We start from the raw sequence: 17981 nt of genomic DNA on the forward strand, positions 1-17981 counted from the left end.
GCGACGGCTGGCTGAGCGTCGGGGCTAATCAGGTTCGGGCTTGTGGTGGCGCTGTGGTGTGGCCATCATTGGGCGATGAACGCTCGCCACGCCATGTTGACTGCGGTTCTCGCACTCGCTTCCGCCAGTTGCCCTGCGCAGAATGCGGCCGATGTTCCCGCTACCCAGATCCACGTCAATCAGCTTGGCTATCTGCCGGGCTCGGCCAAATTGGCGGTGGTTGCATTGCCGCAAGGCGCTGTGCCTGGAGCGGATCGCTTCATCGTCGAAGACGCGCAGGGACACCAGGTGTTCCAGGGAACGCTGCAGCCGGCTGCGTTATGGACCCCAGCCGGTCAGCAGGCGCGTGTGGCCGACTTTTCCAGCTTGCATGCGGCCGGCAGCTACCGGCTGAAGCTGGAAGGCGTGCCGGCATCGGATCCATTCCCCATCGCGGCGCATGCGTATGCGCCCCTGGTCGATGCGGCGTTGAAGGCGTTCTACTACAGCCGCGCCAGCACCGCGTTACCGGAGAGGTTCGCCGGACGCTACGCGCGTGCGGCGGGGCATCCAGACACCCAGGTTCGCATCCATCCCTCCGCCGCATCGAGCACGCGGCCGGCCGAGAGCATGATCAGCGCGCCCAAAGGGTGGTACGACGCGGGCGACTACAACAAATACGTGGTCAATGCCGGCATCAGCACCTACACCTTGCTTGCGGCCTACGCCGACTATCCGGCCTTCTTCAAGGCCAAGGCGGTGACCATTCCCGACGATGCCCCGGGCGCGCCGGCGATCCTGCAGGAAGTGTGGTGGAACCTGCAGTGGATGCTGGCGATGCAGGATCCTGCCGATGGTGGCGTCTACCACAAGCTCACCAATAAGCAGTTCGATGCCATCGTGATGCCGGCGCAGGCGACCCAGCCGCGCTATGTGGTGATGAAGGGGACCGCCGCCACGCTGGATTTCGCCGCGGTCATGGCCAAGGCCAGCCGTGTCTATGCGCCGTTCGAGCACCAATACCCCGGGGCATCGGCGCGCATGCTGGCCGCTGCGCGTCGTGCGTGGGAGTGGGCTCAGAAGCACCCCGATGTGGCCTACCACCAGCCATCCGACGTCCGGACCGGTGGCTATAACGATGCGCAGTTCGACGATGAGTTCGCCTGGGCGGCGGCCGAGCTGTATGTGAGTACGCACCAGGACGCGTTCTACGACGCGATGATCGCGCGCAACGTGCCCGCCAGCGTGCCGTTCTGGGGCAAGGTCGGCGGCTTGGCCTGGATGACGCTGGCCCACAATCGCGACCACCTGACCGCGCATGCCGATCGTGCGCGGATCGAGCGCGAAATCACTGGTTTGGCCCAGCAGTTGCTCCAACGTTGGCAGGCCTCGCCCTGGCGCCTATCGATGCGCGATCAGGACTTCGATTGGGGCAGCAACAGTGCCGTACTGAACCAGGCGATGATGTTGCTGCAGGGCTACCATCTGACCCGCCAGCGCGATTACCTGGACGCGGCGCAGTCGCAGCTGGACTACATTCTCGGCCGCAATCCGCTCGGCCTGTCTTTCGTCACCGGCATCGGTGCGCGCAGCCCGATGCATATCCACCATCGCCCCTCCGAGGCCGACGGCATCGTCGCACCGGTGCCCGGGTGGCTGGTAGGCGGCCCGAACCCCGGCCAGCAGGACGCCAGGGAGTGCAAGCGGCCGTACCCATCCACGCTGCCGGCGCTGTCGTATCTGGACGATGTCTGCAGCTACGCCAGCAACGAAGTGGCGATCAACTGGAACGCACCGTTGGTCTACGTCAGCGCGGCGATCGAGGCGGAGACGCGCTGAGGCCACGCCGTCGTGACGGCCTGGGCGCCTGGCGATGGCGCCGCCGCGACATTGCGAGCGACGGAGGCGGTGCAATGCGCGCTCATGGCGCGCACGAGGCGCCGCGTGACTTATTCCAGTCGCGTGCCAAAAATGCGGTCGCCGGCATCGCCGAGTCCGGGCAGGATGTAGCCCTTCTCGTTGAGGTGATCGTCGATCGCCGCGGTATAGACCTCGACATCCGGATGCGCGGCTTCCAGCGTCTTCAGGCCCTCGGGTGCGGCGACCAGAAAGATGCCCTTGATGCGACGCGCACCGGCCCGCTTGAGCATGTCGATGGTTGCGATCAGGGTGCCGCCGGTCGCCAGCATCGGATCGAGGATCAAGGCGTCGCGCTCTTCCAGACGTCCGGTCAAACGCTCGAAATACGGCACCGGCTGCAGGGTCTCTTCGTCGCGTTGCAGGCCGACCACGCTGACGCGCGCGGCGGGAATCAGTGCCAGCACGCCGGGCAGCATGCCCAGCCCGGCGCGCAGGATCGGCACCAGGGTGATCTTGGCCCCGGCGATGCGTTGCACCCGTACCGGCCCGGCCCAGCCAGCCTGCACATGCGACTCGGTCTCCAGGTTGGCAGTGGCCTCGTAGGCGAGCAAGGTTCCCAGTTCGGTGACCAATTCGCGAAAGCCCTTGGTGCTCAGCGCGGCATCGCGCAATAAGCCGATCTTGTGCTGGACGAGCGGGTGACGGACTTCGACGATCTTCATGGCAGGCAATGCAGGGGAAAGTCACAGTGTGCCGCAGCTGGCCGCATAGCTGCCACATTCCTGTCGTGATCGCGCTAGCACGTGTCATGTCGGTGAAATGTCGTAGACATAACGTGCGCACCCATTCTTGACGATTGGGGAACAGGCCTGTGCTGAACAAGACTCCGCTGTGCGTGGCGATCGCGCTGACATTGGTTGCTGCCACTGCTGCGCCGATGGCGCGGGCGAACGAGGCGGACGCAGCCGCAGCCGCCGCCGCGATCGACCTGGAGCGGCTGGAAGTGCGGCCGCAGCTGGAATCGCAGGAGCGCGCAGTCGACCTCAAGCGCAGTTCCGATGCGATCCAGGATGCGGTGGCTTCCGATGCGATGGGCCGCTATCCCGACAAGAATGTTGCAGAATCCTTGCAGCGGCTGCCGGGTGTCAGCGTCACCCGCGATCAGGGCGAGGGCCGCTTCGTGGTGATCCGCGGCCTGGATGCTTCGCTCAACAGCGTGACCATCGATGGCATGAACATGGGCACCCCGGAGGATGGCAGCCGTTCCACGCCGCTGGACGTGATTCCCTCCGATTCCACCGAGCGGTTGAAGGTGGTCAAGTCGCCGACGCCGGACATGCCGGGCGATTCGATCGGTGGTGCGATCCAGGTCGAATCGACTTCGGCCTTCGACCGCGACGGACGCACCTTGCGCGGCTCGATCGAAGCCAGCCATCAGCAGCTCTCCGGCAAGACCAGCCCGAAGGCTGCGTTCAACTACAGCGATATCTTCGGCGACACCGTCGGCCTGGCGGTGGGGGTGAATTACCAGGACCGCGAGTTCGAGTCGGACAACACCGAGGTGGCCTACGATCGCTTCGACGGCGGCGCCACCGACGACTTGTTCGCCAGCGAGGTGCAGCGGCGCAAGTACTTCATCGAACGCACCCGCATGGGCGCCAACCTCAATCTGGACTGGCGTCCGGATGCGGATAACCGTTATGCGTTGCGCACGCTCTATAGCCGCTTCGAGGATGCCGAGACGCGCCAGCGCACGATCTTCGGCCTGGGCGATGGCGAGGTCAGCGCCACTGGCGATGGCCGCTATACCGTGGCCGACCTGCCGGCCGATGCCATTTCCAAGCGGGTGCGCTATCGCACCAAGAAAGAAGACACCCTGGCGGTCAGCCTGAGCGGTGAGAATCGCCTGCGGGCGGCCAGCGTGGACTACAAGGTTGGCTACACCAAGACCCGCGAGCGCGTGCCCGACGAGATGGAGGCGCGTTTCGACTACGACGGCGACGATCTGTCGGCCAGTGTCGACCAGAGCCGCGGCATTCCCCGCCTGGGCTTTTCCGACAATGGCTGGCAGAGCAATCAGGACTATGTGCTGGACCGCTTCGTGATCGCGCCCACCCAGGTCGACGACAGCGAGCACAGCGCGCAGGTCAACGTGCGTTTCGATGGCGAACGTTCCAGTCTGAAGATGGGCCTGCTCGGGCGTTGGCGCGAGCGTGTGGTGGATGTGGACGAGCGCGAACTGCGCCGCGGTCCGGCGGTGGACCTGAGCGACTGGACCGCGGCGGCGCCGGAACACCGCGGCGGCACGCTGGGCCAGAGCCTGAGTTCGGAAGCGATGCGCCGCTATTGGCGCAGCAATGCCGCGCGCTACAGCGCTCGTCCGCAGGATGTGGGGGGCAATACGCAAGTGTCGCTGCAGGACGACTACCGTGCCAACGAGGACGTGTTCGCGGCCTACACCATGGGCACCTGGGACATCGGTGCACTGCGGGTGATTGCCGGCGTGCGGGTGGAGAACACTCAGTTCGATGCGGTGGGCAATCAGGTAGACGTCGCCGAGGACGGTCGTTCGGCCACGGTGACGCCGCGCGCTGCATCCAGCAGCTATACCAACGTGCTGCCTGGCCTGCATCTGCGCTATGACGGCGGCGACGATTGGGTGCTGCGCTTTGCTGCCAACAAGACGCTGTCGCGGCCGTCCTTCGCCGACCTGTCACCGCGGATCAGCGTCAATCGCGGCGATGAGGAAGTCAGTGTCGGCAATCCGGAGTTGTCGCCGTATCGCTCGACCAATCTCGATCTGTCGGTGGAGAAGTACCTGGGCAGCAGCGGCCTGGTGTCGCTGGGCGTGTTCCACAAGTCGATCGACGACTACATCGTGCAGACGGTCAGCAGCGCCGACGCCGCGTATCCGGATTTTCGCGTGACGCGTGCGATCAATGGCGATCAGGCCAAGGTGCGCGGTGCGGAATTCAATTGGCAGCAGACCCTGGAATTCCTGCCGGAAGGATGGAACGGTCTGCTGGTCGGCGCCAGCGCCACCTTGCTCGACAGCAGTTTCGATCCCGGACTGACCGCGCGTGCCGGCGAGGACTTTACGTTGCCGCGCGCGTCCAAGCGCATCTACAGCGGACATCTGGGTTACGAAAAATATGGCCTCAGCACGCGGCTGGCCGCGGTGCATCGCAGCGACTATCTGGACACCATCGGCGACAGCCGTGCCTACGACATCTACGTCGCCCCGCATACACAGCTGGATTTCAGCTTGAGCTATCAGTTCAGCAGCCAGGTCAGCCTGTACCTGGAAGCGCAGAACCTGCTGGACGAGCCGCTGGAGCTCTACCAGGGGGTGCGTTCGCGCACGCTGCAGAACGAAGAATACGGCCGCACCTACGCGCTCGGCCTGAAGGTGGCGTTGTGAGGTCGGCGCGCACGTGGCCAAGGCTTGGTCTGCTGCTGACGTGTGCGGCCTTGAGTGCCTGCGCCAGTCGCTGCGGGAACACGCCTGAAGCCGACGAGGCGCGGCAGGCCGATCCGCTGCTGAGTCAGGCAGAGATCGCGCATGTGGTGGTGCCGGAGGCCTTCGTCACCACGCCGGCCCCGGCCGACAATCTCGACTCGCCGGCCAGCTGGGCCGCGCCGGATGGCCGCCGCTGGGTGATCGCCACCGCCAAGGGCAGCCATGCGCTGGTGGTCTTCGATGGCGACAGCGGCCAGCGCTTGCGCGTGGTCGGCGGCAAGGGCAGGGCGCTGGGTAAGCTCGATCGTCCGAATGGCATCGCGGTGGTGGACGATCTGGTGTTCGTGGTCGAGCGCGACAATCGTCGCGTGCAGTTGTTCGCGCTGCCCGAGTTCACCCCACTGGCCGTCTTCGGGCAGAGCGAGTTGCGCGAGCCCTATGGGCTCTGGGTGCATCCGCAGGACGGTGGCTACGAAGTCGTGGTCAGCGACAATTACATGTCCTCGGCCGACAAGGACGCGCCGCCACCGCTGGCCGAGCTGGGGCAACGCTTTCGTCGCTATGCCGTGCGCAAGCAGGGCGCCGTCTGGCAGGCCGCGCTGCGCCAGACCTTCGGCGACACCAGCGCGGCGGGTGCCATCCGCATCGCCGAGTCGGTGTTCGGCGACGCTGCGCATGATCGTCTGCTGATTGCCGAGGAGGATGTTGCGGTAGGCACGCGCCTGCGCGAGTACGGTCTGGATGGCCGCTATCGCGGGCGCGATCTCGGCGCCGGCCTGTACAAGGCGCAGGCCGAAGGGATCGCATTGCTGGCCTGTGCCGATGGCAGCGGTTACTGGATCGGGACCGATCAATTCAAGGATCGTAGCCTGTTCCATGTGTTCGACCGTCAGAGCCTGGCGTATGTCGGCGCCTTTGCCGGTCGCGTCACGGCCAATACCGACGGCGTGTGGATGGATGCGCGGGGCGATGCACGCTTCCCGGGCGGTGTGTTCTACGCATTGCACGACGATCAGGCGGTGGCGGCGTTCGATTGGCGCGATGTGGTGCGCGCGCTGCGGCTGAAGGAGTGCGCGCGATGAGGCGGGTTTGCCGCCGCATGGCGACCATCGTGCTGGCGCTGTCCGCCGCACCGGTGACGTCCTTGGGTGCTGCGGGCACGGCCGAACCCAATACCCAGGTAACGGCTGGGTCGTCGCACTACGTTGCCGATGGCTTTCCGGATCGGATCGTCGCCACCCCGGCGCAGGATGCCGCCCACGGCTTCGCGGTCGCCTGGCGCACCGACGGCAGCGTCAGCCAGCCCTGGCTGGAGCTGGTCATCGCTGGCGATTCGCCGGACCTGGGCACGCCACGGCGCATTCGCGCCAGCACCGCGCCGCTGCGGAGCGAGAACGGCGTCGCGCATCACCATCGTGCCGACGTCGCCGGGCTGACTGCCGACACCGTGTATGCGTATCGGGTGCAAGGGCAGGGCACTTGGGGCGCCTGGAACCACTTCCGCACCGCGGCCGCGCCCGGCACGCCGCTGACCTTGCTGTATTTCGGCGATACGCAGAACAAGAACCTCAGCCTGGTGTCGCGCGTCCTCCGTCAGGCCTGGCGCTCGGCGCCGGAGGCCCGGCTGGCGCTGTTCGCCGGCGATCTGGTCAGTGGCAAGGATGGCCAGGACGACAACGAATGGGCGGAATGGTTCGAAGCCGGCCGCTGGTTGCTGGAGGGTACGGCGGTAGCGCCGGCACCGGGGAACCACGAGTACCACGAGCAGCATGAGGACACCCCGCAGGCGACCCGCGTGCTGGGTGGCCACTGGCCGGTGACGTTCGCATTGCCGCGCAACGGCCCCGCCGCGACCGCACGCACCAGTTATTGGTTCGATTACCAGGATGTGCGCATCGCGGTGCTCGACGGGACCGCGGCGCTGGACCTGGGCGCCGGTGCGGCGCAGGCGCAGTGGCTGGACCGGGTGCTGGGCGAGAATCCGCATCCGTGGTCGATCGTGCTGATTCATCAGCCGTTCTTCTCGCCGCGCGCCGATCGCGAGAACGAGCGCCTGGTCGAGCAAGTGCTGCCGATGATCCGCCGTCATCGCGTCGACCTGGTGTTGCAAGGACACGACCATACCTATGGGCGTCGCAGTGACGAGGGGAGCCAGGCGACACCGGTGTTTGTGGTGTCGGTGGCGGGCCCGAAGCAATACCGGCTCTCGGAGTTGGCGCGTCGGACCATGCGTCCGGTTGGCGAAGACACCCAGCTGTATCAGGTGCTGCGGTTGGATCGCACGCGATTGCAGTACGAATCGCGCACGGCCACAGGTCGTCTGTACGACGCGTTCGAACTGCAGCGTGCTGCCGATGGCAGCAAGCGTCTGATCGAACAGGACGCTGGCCGCATCGCACCGCGGGATTGTCCACGTTCAGCCACGCTGAAGGGACGGCAGGATCGGTGTTGGGAATGAAATTCCGACAAGCGACACTGCCGACTAAACGGCGGCGCGGCAGACGAAAAAAGTTGAGATTGTCGCGTTCGGAGCGTGACTAGCATTCGGTTGCGTCGGGTCTCCCCTGTATCAGTGACTGCGTCTTGGCGCGGGTTGGAGGTCCGATCCTCCCCCCCGCGAGACCGCTCCGATGATTCCCTCCGTGTTCCACCTGACCGCACCCACCAAGCAGTTGCAGTGGGAAGAGCGCAGGATCCAGGCCCGGTTGCAGCGCATGCTGCCGGGTTGGCGCTGTCACATCTGGGACGATGCCGACAACGCCGCGTTGATCCGCGACGCCTTCCCGCAATTCGCCGAGCGTTATGCGGCGATCCGCTTCGGCGTCATGCAGGCCGACATCGCCCGTTGCGCTTACATGCATGTGCATGGCGGCTTCTACTTCGACACCGACTACAAATTGCTGCGCCCCTTGGACCCTGAATGGTTGGCCCACCCCTGCGTTCTGCCGGTGGAAGAGGGCGCGCCGGGCAACGATGTGTTCAAGATCGGCAACGCGGTCTTCGGCTCCGAGCCGGGCCACCCGTTCTGGGCCGCCTTCATCGAGCACATCTTCACCGCGCACGCGCCGCAGGCGCTGGAAGATCATCGGCAGATACCGATGATCTCCGGGCCACGCGGCCTGACCCGCTTCTATCTCGCCGAACGCGAACGCTTCAGCGGCATCCTGTTTCCCCCACGCGATGCCTTCCATCCGGACCGGACCTGGTTCGGCCTGGGGCACCGCGGCGGCGCGATCGCCGTCGGCTCACACCTGTGCTGGGCGTCCTGGCGCGGGAAGTCGCCGCGGCGGGCGTTGACCAACTACCTGCGGCGGAAATTGACGGCGATGCCGCTGTAGCTGCGGCGATCAACGCCGGCCGCGCATGCTCGGCAGGTGGCGTGCGTTGGCACGCCACCTGGTCTTTATCGACCGACGCGACGCTGACGTGTTCTCGTCCGGCGCCAACCTCTGGCGCCGGACGGCGGATGCCGACTCAGGCTGCTGCGGCCTGGGTCTGACGCGGGCCTTCCTTCAGCGCGCGTGCGATCAAACCGACCAGCAGATCCAGCTCGGCTTCGTCCATCGCAAAATGCGGGGTGAAACGCAGCGAATTCTCGCCACCATGGATCACGTTGACGCCATGATGGCGCAGCCATTCCTCGGTAGAGTTGCTGCCGTAGCACTTGAACTGTGGCGCCAGCTCGCAGGAGAACAACAGGCCGGTGCCCTGGACCTTGGTGATCAGCCCACCCAATTCGGTCTGCAGGGCTTCCAGCTTGCGGATCGCCTGGGCTCCGCGCAGCCGGATGTTGTCGCGGATCTGCGGGGTGAACAACGCCAGCGTTGCGCAGGCCACCTCCAACGCACGCGGATTGCTGGTCATGGTGTTGCCGTAGGTGCCTTTGCGATAGACCTGGGCCGCGTGTTCGGTCACCGCCAACACCGACAGCGGGTATTGGGCAGCATTGAGCGCCTTGGAATACGTCTCCAGGTCCGGTGGGTCCAACTGGGCAAAGCCGGGATAATCGACGACCGACAACACGCCGTGCGCGCGCAGGCCGGCCTGGATCGAGTCGACCAGCAGCAGGCTGCCATGGTCGCGCGTCAGTTGGCGCGCAGCGGCGTAGAACTCGGCCGGCAAGGCGCGGCCCGGATCGCCTTCGCCCATCACCGGCTCGAGGAACACCGCTTCGATGAACCAGTGGTTGCGCGCGGCATCGTCGAAGGCACGCTGCAAGGCCGCCACGTCGTACGGGGCGATCGCGATCACCGAGTCTTCGTTGCGGTAGCTGGCCAAATACTTGCTGTAGGTCTTGCGGCTGGAATCGGAATACAGACCCGGGCGGTCGGTGCGGCCGTGGAAGCTGCCCTTGACGACCAGGCGTTTGATGGTGGCGCTGGCATGGCGTGCACCCGGGTCGGTATGCAGCTTGGCATTGGTGTCGACGATGCGCGCGGCCAGGCCGACCGCCTCCGAACCCGAGTTAAGGCACATGAAACGGGTGAACGGGCAGCCGCCGCGGCTATGGCCGATCTCTGCGCGCAGCGCGCGATCCAGCCGCCGTTGAGACAGGCTGGGCGTCATCACATTGGCCATCACCTGCGGCCGCGCCATCGTCTCCAGTACCGCTGCCGGAGTGTGTCCGAAGCCGAGCATGCCGTAGCCGCCAGCGTCGTAGAGCACCGCGCCCTTGAGCGTGACCACCCACGGGCCACGAGCGGCCAGTGCCACGTACGGGGTGACCGCGTCGTCGGCGTAGAAATTGACGAAGCCTTCCTGCATCGCCTGGATCTGCGCCTGTTCGTCCAGCTCCAGTAGGTCCGCGATCTCCGTGCGGACCTGGGCGTACTCGCTGGCCGCGGCCGCGATGGCCTCTGGCAGGTCAGGATGCTCGGCTGCCAGGCGGATGACACTGGCATCGTCCAGGCCGGCGGTCAGGCGGGCGCCGGCATGGGCGCGCAACGGGGCAAGCGGGGCGAGGACGGTCATGGGCATCTCCGATGCAGTAGCGATAACCCTATTATCGGCACGAGATCGTCGTTTGGCAGTGGTGATTTAGGCGAGAATTGAGGTATTTTCGTCGTTTCGACGAAATCTGTGTGCAAATGTGAAGGTCACTCCCTCTGACGAACGCTTGCTGTCGCTGCTGCGCGAGGATGCGCGCGCCTCGACCGCACAGATCGCCCGCCGCCTGGGGCTGTCGCGCACCACCGTCCAAAGCCGGATCGAGAAGCTGGAGCGGGACGGGGTGATCAGCGGCTACACGGTGCGTACCCACGATGCCTACGAACAGGGGCGCATCCGCGCGCATATCCTGATCACCGTGCTGCCGAAGAAAATGCCGGCGGTGGTCAAGGCCCTGCGTGACGTGCCCGAAGTGCGCTCGCTGCATTCGGTCAGCGGGCCCTACGACCTGATCGCGCTGGGGGTCGTGGACGGTGTCGACGCCATGGATGTGCTGACCGATACGATCGGCGCCATCGATGGGGTGGAGCGCACCACCTCCTCGATCGTGCTGTCGACCAAATTCGAGCGCTAAGCGGGGCAGGTCGGGGCCTGGGCCTTCGGCAGTGGCAGCTGCATCGCGCGTGCCTGGACGAATCTGCGACCCGCCAGCGCGGCCCAGCTACACTATCGCCCCCCGTTTCCGCTTCCGTCCGGCCCTTGAAGAAGTCCGATTTCCATTACAGCTTGCCCGAGGAACTGATCGCCCAGGCCCCGTTGGCCGAGCGCTCGGCCAGTCGCCTGCTGGTGGTGCCACCGGCGCCACAGCCCTTCGCCGATCGCCAGGTGCGCGATTTGCCGGAGTTGCTGCAGCCGGGCGACCTGCTGATCTTCAACGATACCCGGGTGATTCCTGCGCGCCTGTTCGGCCAGAAGACCAGTGGCGGGCGGGTGGAGATCCTGATCGAGCGCCTGCTCGGGACGCAGCAGGCGCGGGCGCAGATCGGGGCCAGCAAGTCGCCCAAGGCCGGCAGCCGCATCGCCCTGGACGCCGGCGGCGAGGCCGAGGTGCTCGGTCGCGACGGCGAGTTTTACCTGTTGCGTTTCGACGTCGCCGCGCCATTGGAGCAGTGGCTGCAGGAGGCTGGCCGCTTGCCGTTGCCGCCGTACATCCGGCGCGAACCGGGTGTGGACGATCGCGAGCGCTACCAGACCGTGTTCGCCCGCGAAGTGGGCGCGGTGGCGGCTCCGACTGCCGGGCTGCATTTCGACGAAGCCCTGCTGGCACGCCTGCGCGAGCGCGGCGTGGAGTTCGGTCATGTCACCTTGCATGTCGGTGCGGGCACCTTCCAGCCAGTGCGGGTAGAGGCACTGGACCAGCATGTCATGCACCGCGAATGGCTCAATGTCGGCGCGGCGCTGGTCGAGCAGGTGCGGCGCACACGGGCGCGCGGCGGCCGGGTGATCGCGGTCGGGACCACCGTGGTGCGCTCGCTGGAAAGCGCCTGGCGTCGCAGCGACGCCGCGCCGGATGGCGAACTGCAACCCTTCGCGGGCGAAACCCAGTTGTTCATCCTGCCCGGCTACCGCATCCGCAGCGTCGATGCGATGGTGACCAACTTCCATCTGCCCGAGAGCACGCTGTTGATGATGGTGTCGGCCTTCGCCGGCCGCGAACGCATCTTCGACGCCTATGCGCACGCCATCGCCCAGCGCTATCGCTTCTTCTCCTACGGCGATGCGATGTTGTTGTGGAGCAGGGAGTGGGGCGTGGGGGGCGGGGAGTCGTAGCGTCTACCGCTTGCCTGCTGTCAGACGCGGCTCCCACTCGCAGTTCCAGCGCTCAGGCAGCGGCGGCATGGTCTGCGACGATGCTGCTGAAAACTCGCGTGCCAGCACTGCCGCTGGCAGTGCGTGCATCACCGCTACCGCTCCGAAAACTTCCGAATTCCTCATCCCGGCCCCTCCATGTCCCGACTCCAGTTCCAACTCCAGCGCACCGACGGCCACGCCCGCCGCGGCCGCCTGACCTTCCCGCGCGGCACGGTGGAAACACCGGCCTTCATGCCGGTCGGCACCTACGGCTCGGTCAAGGGCATCCTGCCCGAGCAGATCCGCGCGCTGGGTGCGGAGATCATTCTCGGCAACACCTTCCACCTGTATCTGCGCCCGGGCTTGGACGTGATCGGCGACCATGGCGGCCTGCATGGGTTCGCGCGCTGGGACGGGCCGATCCTGACCGATTCCGGCGGCTTCCAGGTGTTCTCGCTGGCCCATCGCCGCAAGATCACCGAGCAAGGCGTCACCTTCGCCTCGCCGACCGATGGCGCGCGGGTGTTTCTCGGTCCTGAAGAGAGCATGCAGATCCAGAAGGTGCTCGACTCGGACATCGTGATGATCTTCGACGAGTGCACGCCGTACCCGGCCACCGAAGAGGTGGCGCGGCGCTCGATGGAGCTGAGCTTGCGCTGGGCGCAGCGCTCGCGCCAGGCGCATGACGGGCTGGACAACGATGCCGCGCTGTTCGGCATCGTCCAGGGCGGGGTGCATCCGGACCTGCGCAGCCGCTCGCTGGAGGGCCTGCAGGCCATCGGTTTCGACGGCTATGCCATCGGCGGGCTGGCGGTGGGCGAGCCGGAGCACGAGCGCAACGCCATGCTCGAACACCTGCATCCGCAGCTGCCGGCCGATCGCCCGCGCTATCTGATGGGCGTGGGGCGGCCGGAGGATCTGGTCGAGGGCGTGGCGCGCGGGGTGGACATGTTCGATTGCGTGATGCCCACCCGCAATGCCCGCAACGGTCACTATTTCACCTCCTTCGGCACTGTGCGCATCCGCAATGCCAAATACGAGCGCGACCTGGATCCGATCGAGCCCGGTTGCGGCTGCCACGCCTGCCAGAGCGGCTATACCCGCGCCTATCTGCGGCACCTGGACCGCTGCAACGAGATGCTGGCGCCGATGCTGGGCACCCTGCATAACCTCTGGTACTACGAAAAGCTGATGGCCGACATGCGTGCGGCGATCGCGGCGGGAACCTTTGCCGCGTTCCGGCGGTCCTTCTATACGGCACGCGGCGCGACCACGCCGCCGCTGCCGGGGGAAACCCGCTGAGCTGGCACCACGCCGCCCCCGACGGGGACGGCGTGGAACCCGCATGGCATAATTCCCGGCTGTTCCGCTCCGGCGGTACCTGAATGGCGAGTGCGTCGAGGGGCGCGCTGGCACCAACCCTAGGATGCACTCCATGAATTTGCTCGATTTGCTGATCCCCGCCGCTCAGGCGCAGGCCACCGGTGGCGCGCCGGCCGCCGGTCCGATGGGGCTGTCGACCTTCGCCTTGCCGATCATCCTGATCGCGGTGATGTACTTCCTGATGATCCGCCCGCAGATGAAGCGGCAGAAGGAGCACAAGGCGCTGCTGGACAAGCTCTCTCGCGGCGACGAGGTGATCACCGCCGGCGGCGTGGCCGGCGTGATCAGCGATATCGGCGACAACTTCATCACGGTGGAAGTGGCCGACAACGTGCGCATCCGCGTGCAGAAGAGCGCTGTCGGTCACGTGTTGCCCAAGGGCACGCTGAAGTCCGCCAACTGAGTCGTTTCCCCTAAGCTAGGCGCGGCGCCGGGACGGTGCCGCGCGGGACTGTCGCAATGCTCGAATTTCCTCGCTGGAAGTATTTCCTGATCCTGCTGGTGCTGGCCGTCAGCGCGCTCTATGCGCTGCCCAACGTCTACCAGAAAGACCCGTCGGTGCAGATCACCGCCAGTCGCGGCGCACAGCTCGACGATGCGTTGCGCAGCCGGATCACCACCGCGCTGAGCGCTGCCGGGGTCACGCCCAAGGCGATCACCACCGAAGGCCAAAGCCTGATGGTGCGCCTGCCGACGCTGCAGGCGCAGACCCGGGCCAACGATGTGCTGCGCCAGCAACTGGGCGAGAACTACACGGTGGCGCTGAACCTGGCCTCCACCGTGCCGGATTGGCTGGCCAAGCTGGGCGGCAAGCCCATGGTGCTGGGTCTGGATCTGGTCGGCGGCGTGCACTTCGCCATGCAGGTGGACCAGAAGGCGGCGCTGGAAAAGCGGCTGGACGGCTTTGCCGAGGATATCCGCACCACCTTGCGCGATAACCGCCTCGGCTACCGCGCGGTGGAGCGCCGCGGCGACAACAGCATCCAGGTCAGCCTGGCCGATGGCGTCGACGTCAATCAGGCGCGGGCCGCGCTGGCCAAGGCGCAGCCGACCCTGGTCTACAACGTCAGTGGCCAGAACATCGGCGTGAGCGTGCCCGAGGCCGAGCTCAAGCAGATCGCCTCCGGTGCGATCGAGCAGAACCTGACCACCTTGCGCAACCGCGTCAACGAACTGGGCGTGGCCGAGCCGATCATCCAGCGCCAGGGCGAGGACCGCATCGTGGTCGAGCTGCCTGGCGTGCAGGACACCGCCGAGGCCAAGCGCCTGATCGGCGCCACCGCGACGCTGGAATTCCGCGGCGTGGTCGAGGGCAATGCCGAAGACGCCGTGCGCACCGGCACCATCCCGCCGGAAGCCAAGGTCTACCGCATCCGCGACACCGGCGCGCCGGTGTTGCTCAACAAGCGTGTGCTGGTGTCCGGCGACCAGATGGTCAACGCCACCGTCAGCACCGACCAGAACGGCATGCCGGCGGTGGCGGTGACGCTCAATAACGTGGCCGGTCAACGCATGCTCGACTACACCAGCGCCAATGTCGGCAAGCTGATGTCGGTGGTGTATATCGAGCGCATTCCCACCGTGACCATGGTCGACGGCAAGGAAGTGCGCAGCGTGCGTGTCAAGGAAGAGGCGCTGGCGCCGACTCGCATCGCCGGCGTGTTCGGCAAGAATTTCCAGACCACCGGCCTGGAGAAGACCGAAGCGGAGAATCTCGCCAAGCTGCTGCGTGCCGGTTCGCTGGCCGCGCCGATGGATTTCGTCGAGGAATACGTGATCGGCCCGAGCCTGGGTGCGGAGAACGTCGAGCGTGGCGTCACCGCGGTGGTGTTCTCGTTCCTGTTCACCCTGGTGTTCTTCACCATCTACTACCGCGTGTTCGGCGCGATCACCTCGGTGGCGTTGTTGTTCAACCTGCTGATCGTGGTGGCGGTGATGTCGCTGTTCGGTGCGACCATGACCTTGCCCGGCTTTGCCGGCCTGGCGCTGTCGGTCGGCCTGTCGGTGGACGCCAACGTGCTGATCAATGAGCGTATCCGCGAAGAGTTGCGACTGGGGATGCCGGCCAAGTCGGCCATCGCGGCCGGCTACGAGAAGGCTGGCGGCACCATTCTGGACGCCAATCTGACCGGTCTGATCGTCGGCGTGGCGCTGTACGCCTTCGGTACCGGTCCGTTGAAGGGCTTCGCACTGACCATGATCATCGGCATCTTCGCCTCGATGTTCACCGCGATCACCGTGTCGCGGGCGATGGCCCAGCTGCTGTATGGCTCGCGCAAGAAGATCAAGTCGGTGGCGATCTGATCGCGTGGGCCTCCCCAGGGGCCCACGTCGCGCAGCACGCAAGCCCGCTGGCACGAACCCGCACCTCGGTGTGCGGGTCCAACACATGAAGAGCTGGATGCAATGAAAATTTTTCCGCTTCATCTGATTCCCAACGACACCAAGATCGACTTCATGCGCCACCGCAAGCCGGTGCTGGCGCTGATGGTGGTCCTGCTGGTGGCCTCGTTCGCCATCATCGGCCTGAAGGGTTTCAACTACGCGCTGGAGTTCACCGGCGGCACCGTGGTGCGTACGCACTTCGCCAAGCCGGTGGACGTGGACCAGGTCCGCGCCCAGTTGGATCGCGCTGGCTTCGAGAACGCGCAGGTGCAGAACGTCGGCGGCGGCAACGATGTGATGATTCGCCTGCAGCCGCATGGCGAGCACAACAATGCCGACGATGCCGCCCGTAGCGTGGCCGAGGATGTGCGCAAGGTGGTCGATAGTCCGGCCAACCCCGCCACCGTGCAGCCGGGCGAGTTCGTCGGCCCGCAGGTCGGCAAGGACCTGGCGATGAACGGCGTCTACGCGACGATTTTCATGTTGGTGGGCTTCCTGATCTACATCGCCTTCCGCTTCGAGTGGAAATTCGCGATGGTGGCCAGCCTGACCGCCTTCTTCGACCTGATCCTGACCGTGGCCTACATGTCGTTGCTCGGCCGTGAGTTCGACCTCACCGTGCTGGCGGGTCTGTTGTCGGTGATGGGCTTTGCGATCAACGACATCATCGTGGTGTTCGATCGCGTCCGTGAAAACTTCCGCAGCCTGCGGGTCGAACCGCTGGAAGTGCTGAACCGCTCGATCAACCAGACCCTGTCGCGCACGGTGATCACCGCGGTGATGTTCTTCCTGTCGGCGTTGGCGCTGTACATCTACGGCGGCGCCTCGATGGAAGGCCTGGCCGAGACCCATATGGTCGGCGCGGTGATCGTGGTGATCTCTTCGGTGATCGTTGCGGTCCCGATGTTGAGCATCGGTCCGTTCGCGGTGACCAAGCAGGATCTGCTGCCCAAGGCCAAGGATGTGGAGGCGCTGGCGCGGCGTCCCTGATTCGGACTGGCAGCATTGGAACAAAAAGACCGCGCATGGCGCGGTCTTTTTGTTTTTGCCCTTCCTGTGGATGGTTTCAGCTCCTAGTCTTGCTGCCGCTTCGCGTTGCCGTGGTTTTGCCTTTGAGCTTTCGCTCGTGCCCTTTGCTTTCCGTCCCCCATGCCGCAGCGGCAAGCCGGATGGATACAACTCGCAGGGCGTCGCGCAAGGATGCGCGGCGTTTTTGTAAGGGACAGCGATGTCCCTTACAAAATTTCCATCTGGCTTGCGTACCCGGAGCGCGTAGCGCGCAGGGGCGCGAGGACGGGGTGTGCTTTCTTTGGTTACTTTTCTTTGCACAAGCAAAGAAAGTGACTCGGCCCCCGGAGGGGGGCGAAAGCTCTGCATGTGTCGGTGTGCGCGGCTTAGGCGTCAGCCCGTCTTGGACTTTAGCCTTTGAGCTTTCGCTCGTGCTCTTGGTTTTCCATCCCCCATACCGCAGCGGCAAGCCGGATGGATACAACCCGCAGGGCGTCGCGCAAGGATGCGCGACGTTTTTGTAAGGGACAGGGATGTCCCTTACAAAAATTTCCATCTGGCTTGCGTACCCGGAGCGCGCAGCGCGGAGGGGCGCGAGGACGGGGTGTGCTTTCTTTGGTTACTTTCTTTGCACAAGCAAAGAAAGTGACTCGGCCCCCGGAGGGGGACGAAAGCTCTGCATGTATCGATGTGCACGATCTAGGCGTCGGCTCCGTTTTGGATGTCCTTTCGGCTGGCTAATCCCGTTGCTCTTTGCCTCGAATCAAGGGCCTTTGCTCGCATCCCATCCAGCACACGTCTTCGGCTTCGGCTTTAGCCTTTGAGCTTTCGCTCGTGCCTTTGGTTTTCATCCCCCCCATACCGCAGCGGCAAGCCGGATGGATACAACCCGCAGGGCGTCGCGCATGGATGCGCGACGTTTTTGTAAGGGACAGGGATGTCCCTTACAAAAATTTCCATCTGGCTTGCGTACCCGGAGCGCGTAGCGCGGAGGGGCGCGAGGACGGGGTGTGCTTTCTTTGTTTACTTTCTTTGCACAAGCAAAGAAAGTGACTCGCGCCCGAAGGGCGTGAACGCTCTTGGCTTCCGTTTTTCAACGGCTATGGTGACTCACGCTCAAAACTCACGCTCAAAACTCACGCTCAAAACTCACGCTCAAAATTCAGGC

13 protein-coding genes are annotated in these 17981 nt (G+C 65.4%); 11 read left to right on the top strand and 2 right to left on the bottom strand.

What is annotated here, in order from left to right; translation table 11 throughout:
- The first annotated feature begins 75 nt into the window (after window positions 1–75).
- Window positions 76–1818 (top strand): glycoside hydrolase family 9 protein, encoded by a 1743-nt coding sequence (locus CKY51_RS20990; protein ID WP_031339410.1) that lies wholly within the window; start codon window positions 76–78, stop codon window positions 1816–1818.
- A gap of 110 nt (window positions 1819–1928) precedes the next feature.
- On the opposite strand, the gene upp is transcribed toward CKY51_RS20990, so the two are convergent.
- Window positions 1929–2561 carry a uracil phosphoribosyltransferase gene (upp, locus tag CKY51_RS20995; RefSeq protein WP_022971892.1) on the bottom strand — a complete coding sequence of 211 codons (633 nt, stop codon included), beginning with the start codon at window positions 2559–2561 and terminating at the stop codon, window positions 1929–1931.
- Between the two features lie 149 nt (window positions 2562–2710).
- Between upp and CKY51_RS21000 the strand changes: the two genes are divergently transcribed.
- From CKY51_RS21000 to CKY51_RS21015, 4 genes are all read left to right on the top strand, one after another.
- A complete protein-coding gene (locus CKY51_RS21000) occupies window positions 2711–5260 on the top strand; it encodes a TonB-dependent receptor (RefSeq protein WP_022971893.1) in 2550 nt (849 codons plus the stop codon).
- 29 nt (window positions 5261–5289) lie between these two features.
- Complete coding sequence (locus CKY51_RS21005; RefSeq protein ID WP_425479860.1) at window positions 5290–6381, top strand: phytase; 1092 nt, start codon at window positions 5290–5292, stop codon at window positions 6379–6381.
- 17 nt (window positions 6382–6398) lie between these two features.
- Complete coding sequence (locus CKY51_RS21010) at window positions 6399–7757, top strand: purple acid phosphatase family protein (RefSeq protein WP_022971895.1); 1359 nt, start codon at window positions 6399–6401, stop codon at window positions 7755–7757.
- A 172-nt stretch (window positions 7758–7929) separates the two neighbouring features.
- Window positions 7930–8637: a glycosyltransferase family 32 protein gene (locus tag CKY51_RS21015; RefSeq protein WP_022971896.1), complete on the top strand. Its 708-nt coding sequence runs from the start codon at window positions 7930–7932 to the stop codon at window positions 8635–8637.
- 136 nt (window positions 8638–8773) lie between these two features.
- Here the strand turns inward: CKY51_RS21015 and CKY51_RS21020 are convergent, their stop codons facing one another.
- Window positions 8774–10270, bottom strand: a complete 1497-nt coding sequence (locus CKY51_RS21020) for an aminotransferase class III-fold pyridoxal phosphate-dependent enzyme (protein WP_022971897.1) — start codon at window positions 10268–10270, stop codon at window positions 8774–8776.
- A gap of 118 nt (window positions 10271–10388) precedes the next feature.
- Between CKY51_RS21020 and CKY51_RS21025 the strand changes: the two genes are divergently transcribed.
- From CKY51_RS21025 to secF, 6 genes are all read left to right on the top strand, one after another.
- Complete coding sequence (locus CKY51_RS21025; RefSeq protein ID WP_022971898.1) at window positions 10389–10820, top strand: Lrp/AsnC family transcriptional regulator; 432 nt, start codon at window positions 10389–10391, stop codon at window positions 10818–10820.
- Window positions 10821–10945: 125 nt separating this feature from the next.
- A complete protein-coding gene (gene queA / locus CKY51_RS21030) occupies window positions 10946–12016 on the top strand; it encodes a tRNA preQ1(34) S-adenosylmethionine ribosyltransferase-isomerase QueA (protein ID WP_022971899.1) in 1071 nt (356 codons plus the stop codon).
- A 177-nt stretch (window positions 12017–12193) separates the two neighbouring features.
- The gene (gene tgt, locus CKY51_RS21035; protein ID WP_022971900.1) at window positions 12194–13339 is read left to right on the top strand and encodes a tRNA guanosine(34) transglycosylase Tgt; all 1146 of its coding nucleotides are present in this window, start codon (window positions 12194–12196) and stop codon (window positions 13337–13339) included.
- Window positions 13340–13472: 133 nt separating this feature from the next.
- Window positions 13473–13823 (top strand): preprotein translocase subunit YajC, encoded by a 351-nt coding sequence (gene yajC, locus CKY51_RS21040; RefSeq protein ID WP_022971901.1) that lies wholly within the window; start codon window positions 13473–13475, stop codon window positions 13821–13823.
- Window positions 13824–13879: 56 nt separating this feature from the next.
- Window positions 13880–15724 carry a protein translocase subunit SecD gene (gene secD / locus CKY51_RS21045; protein ID WP_022971902.1) on the top strand — a complete coding sequence of 615 codons (1845 nt, stop codon included), beginning with the start codon at window positions 13880–13882 and terminating at the stop codon, window positions 15722–15724.
- Between the two features lie 102 nt (window positions 15725–15826).
- Window positions 15827–16795 carry a protein translocase subunit SecF gene (gene secF / locus CKY51_RS21050; RefSeq protein ID WP_152249886.1) on the top strand — a complete coding sequence of 323 codons (969 nt, stop codon included), beginning with the start codon at window positions 15827–15829 and terminating at the stop codon, window positions 16793–16795.
- The last annotated feature ends 1186 nt before the right edge of the window (window positions 16796–17981 follow it).

The sequence above is a fragment of the Xanthomonas maliensis genome (assembly GCF_009192945.1).
Classification (GTDB): domain Bacteria; phylum Pseudomonadota; class Gammaproteobacteria; order Xanthomonadales; family Xanthomonadaceae; genus Xanthomonas; species Xanthomonas maliensis.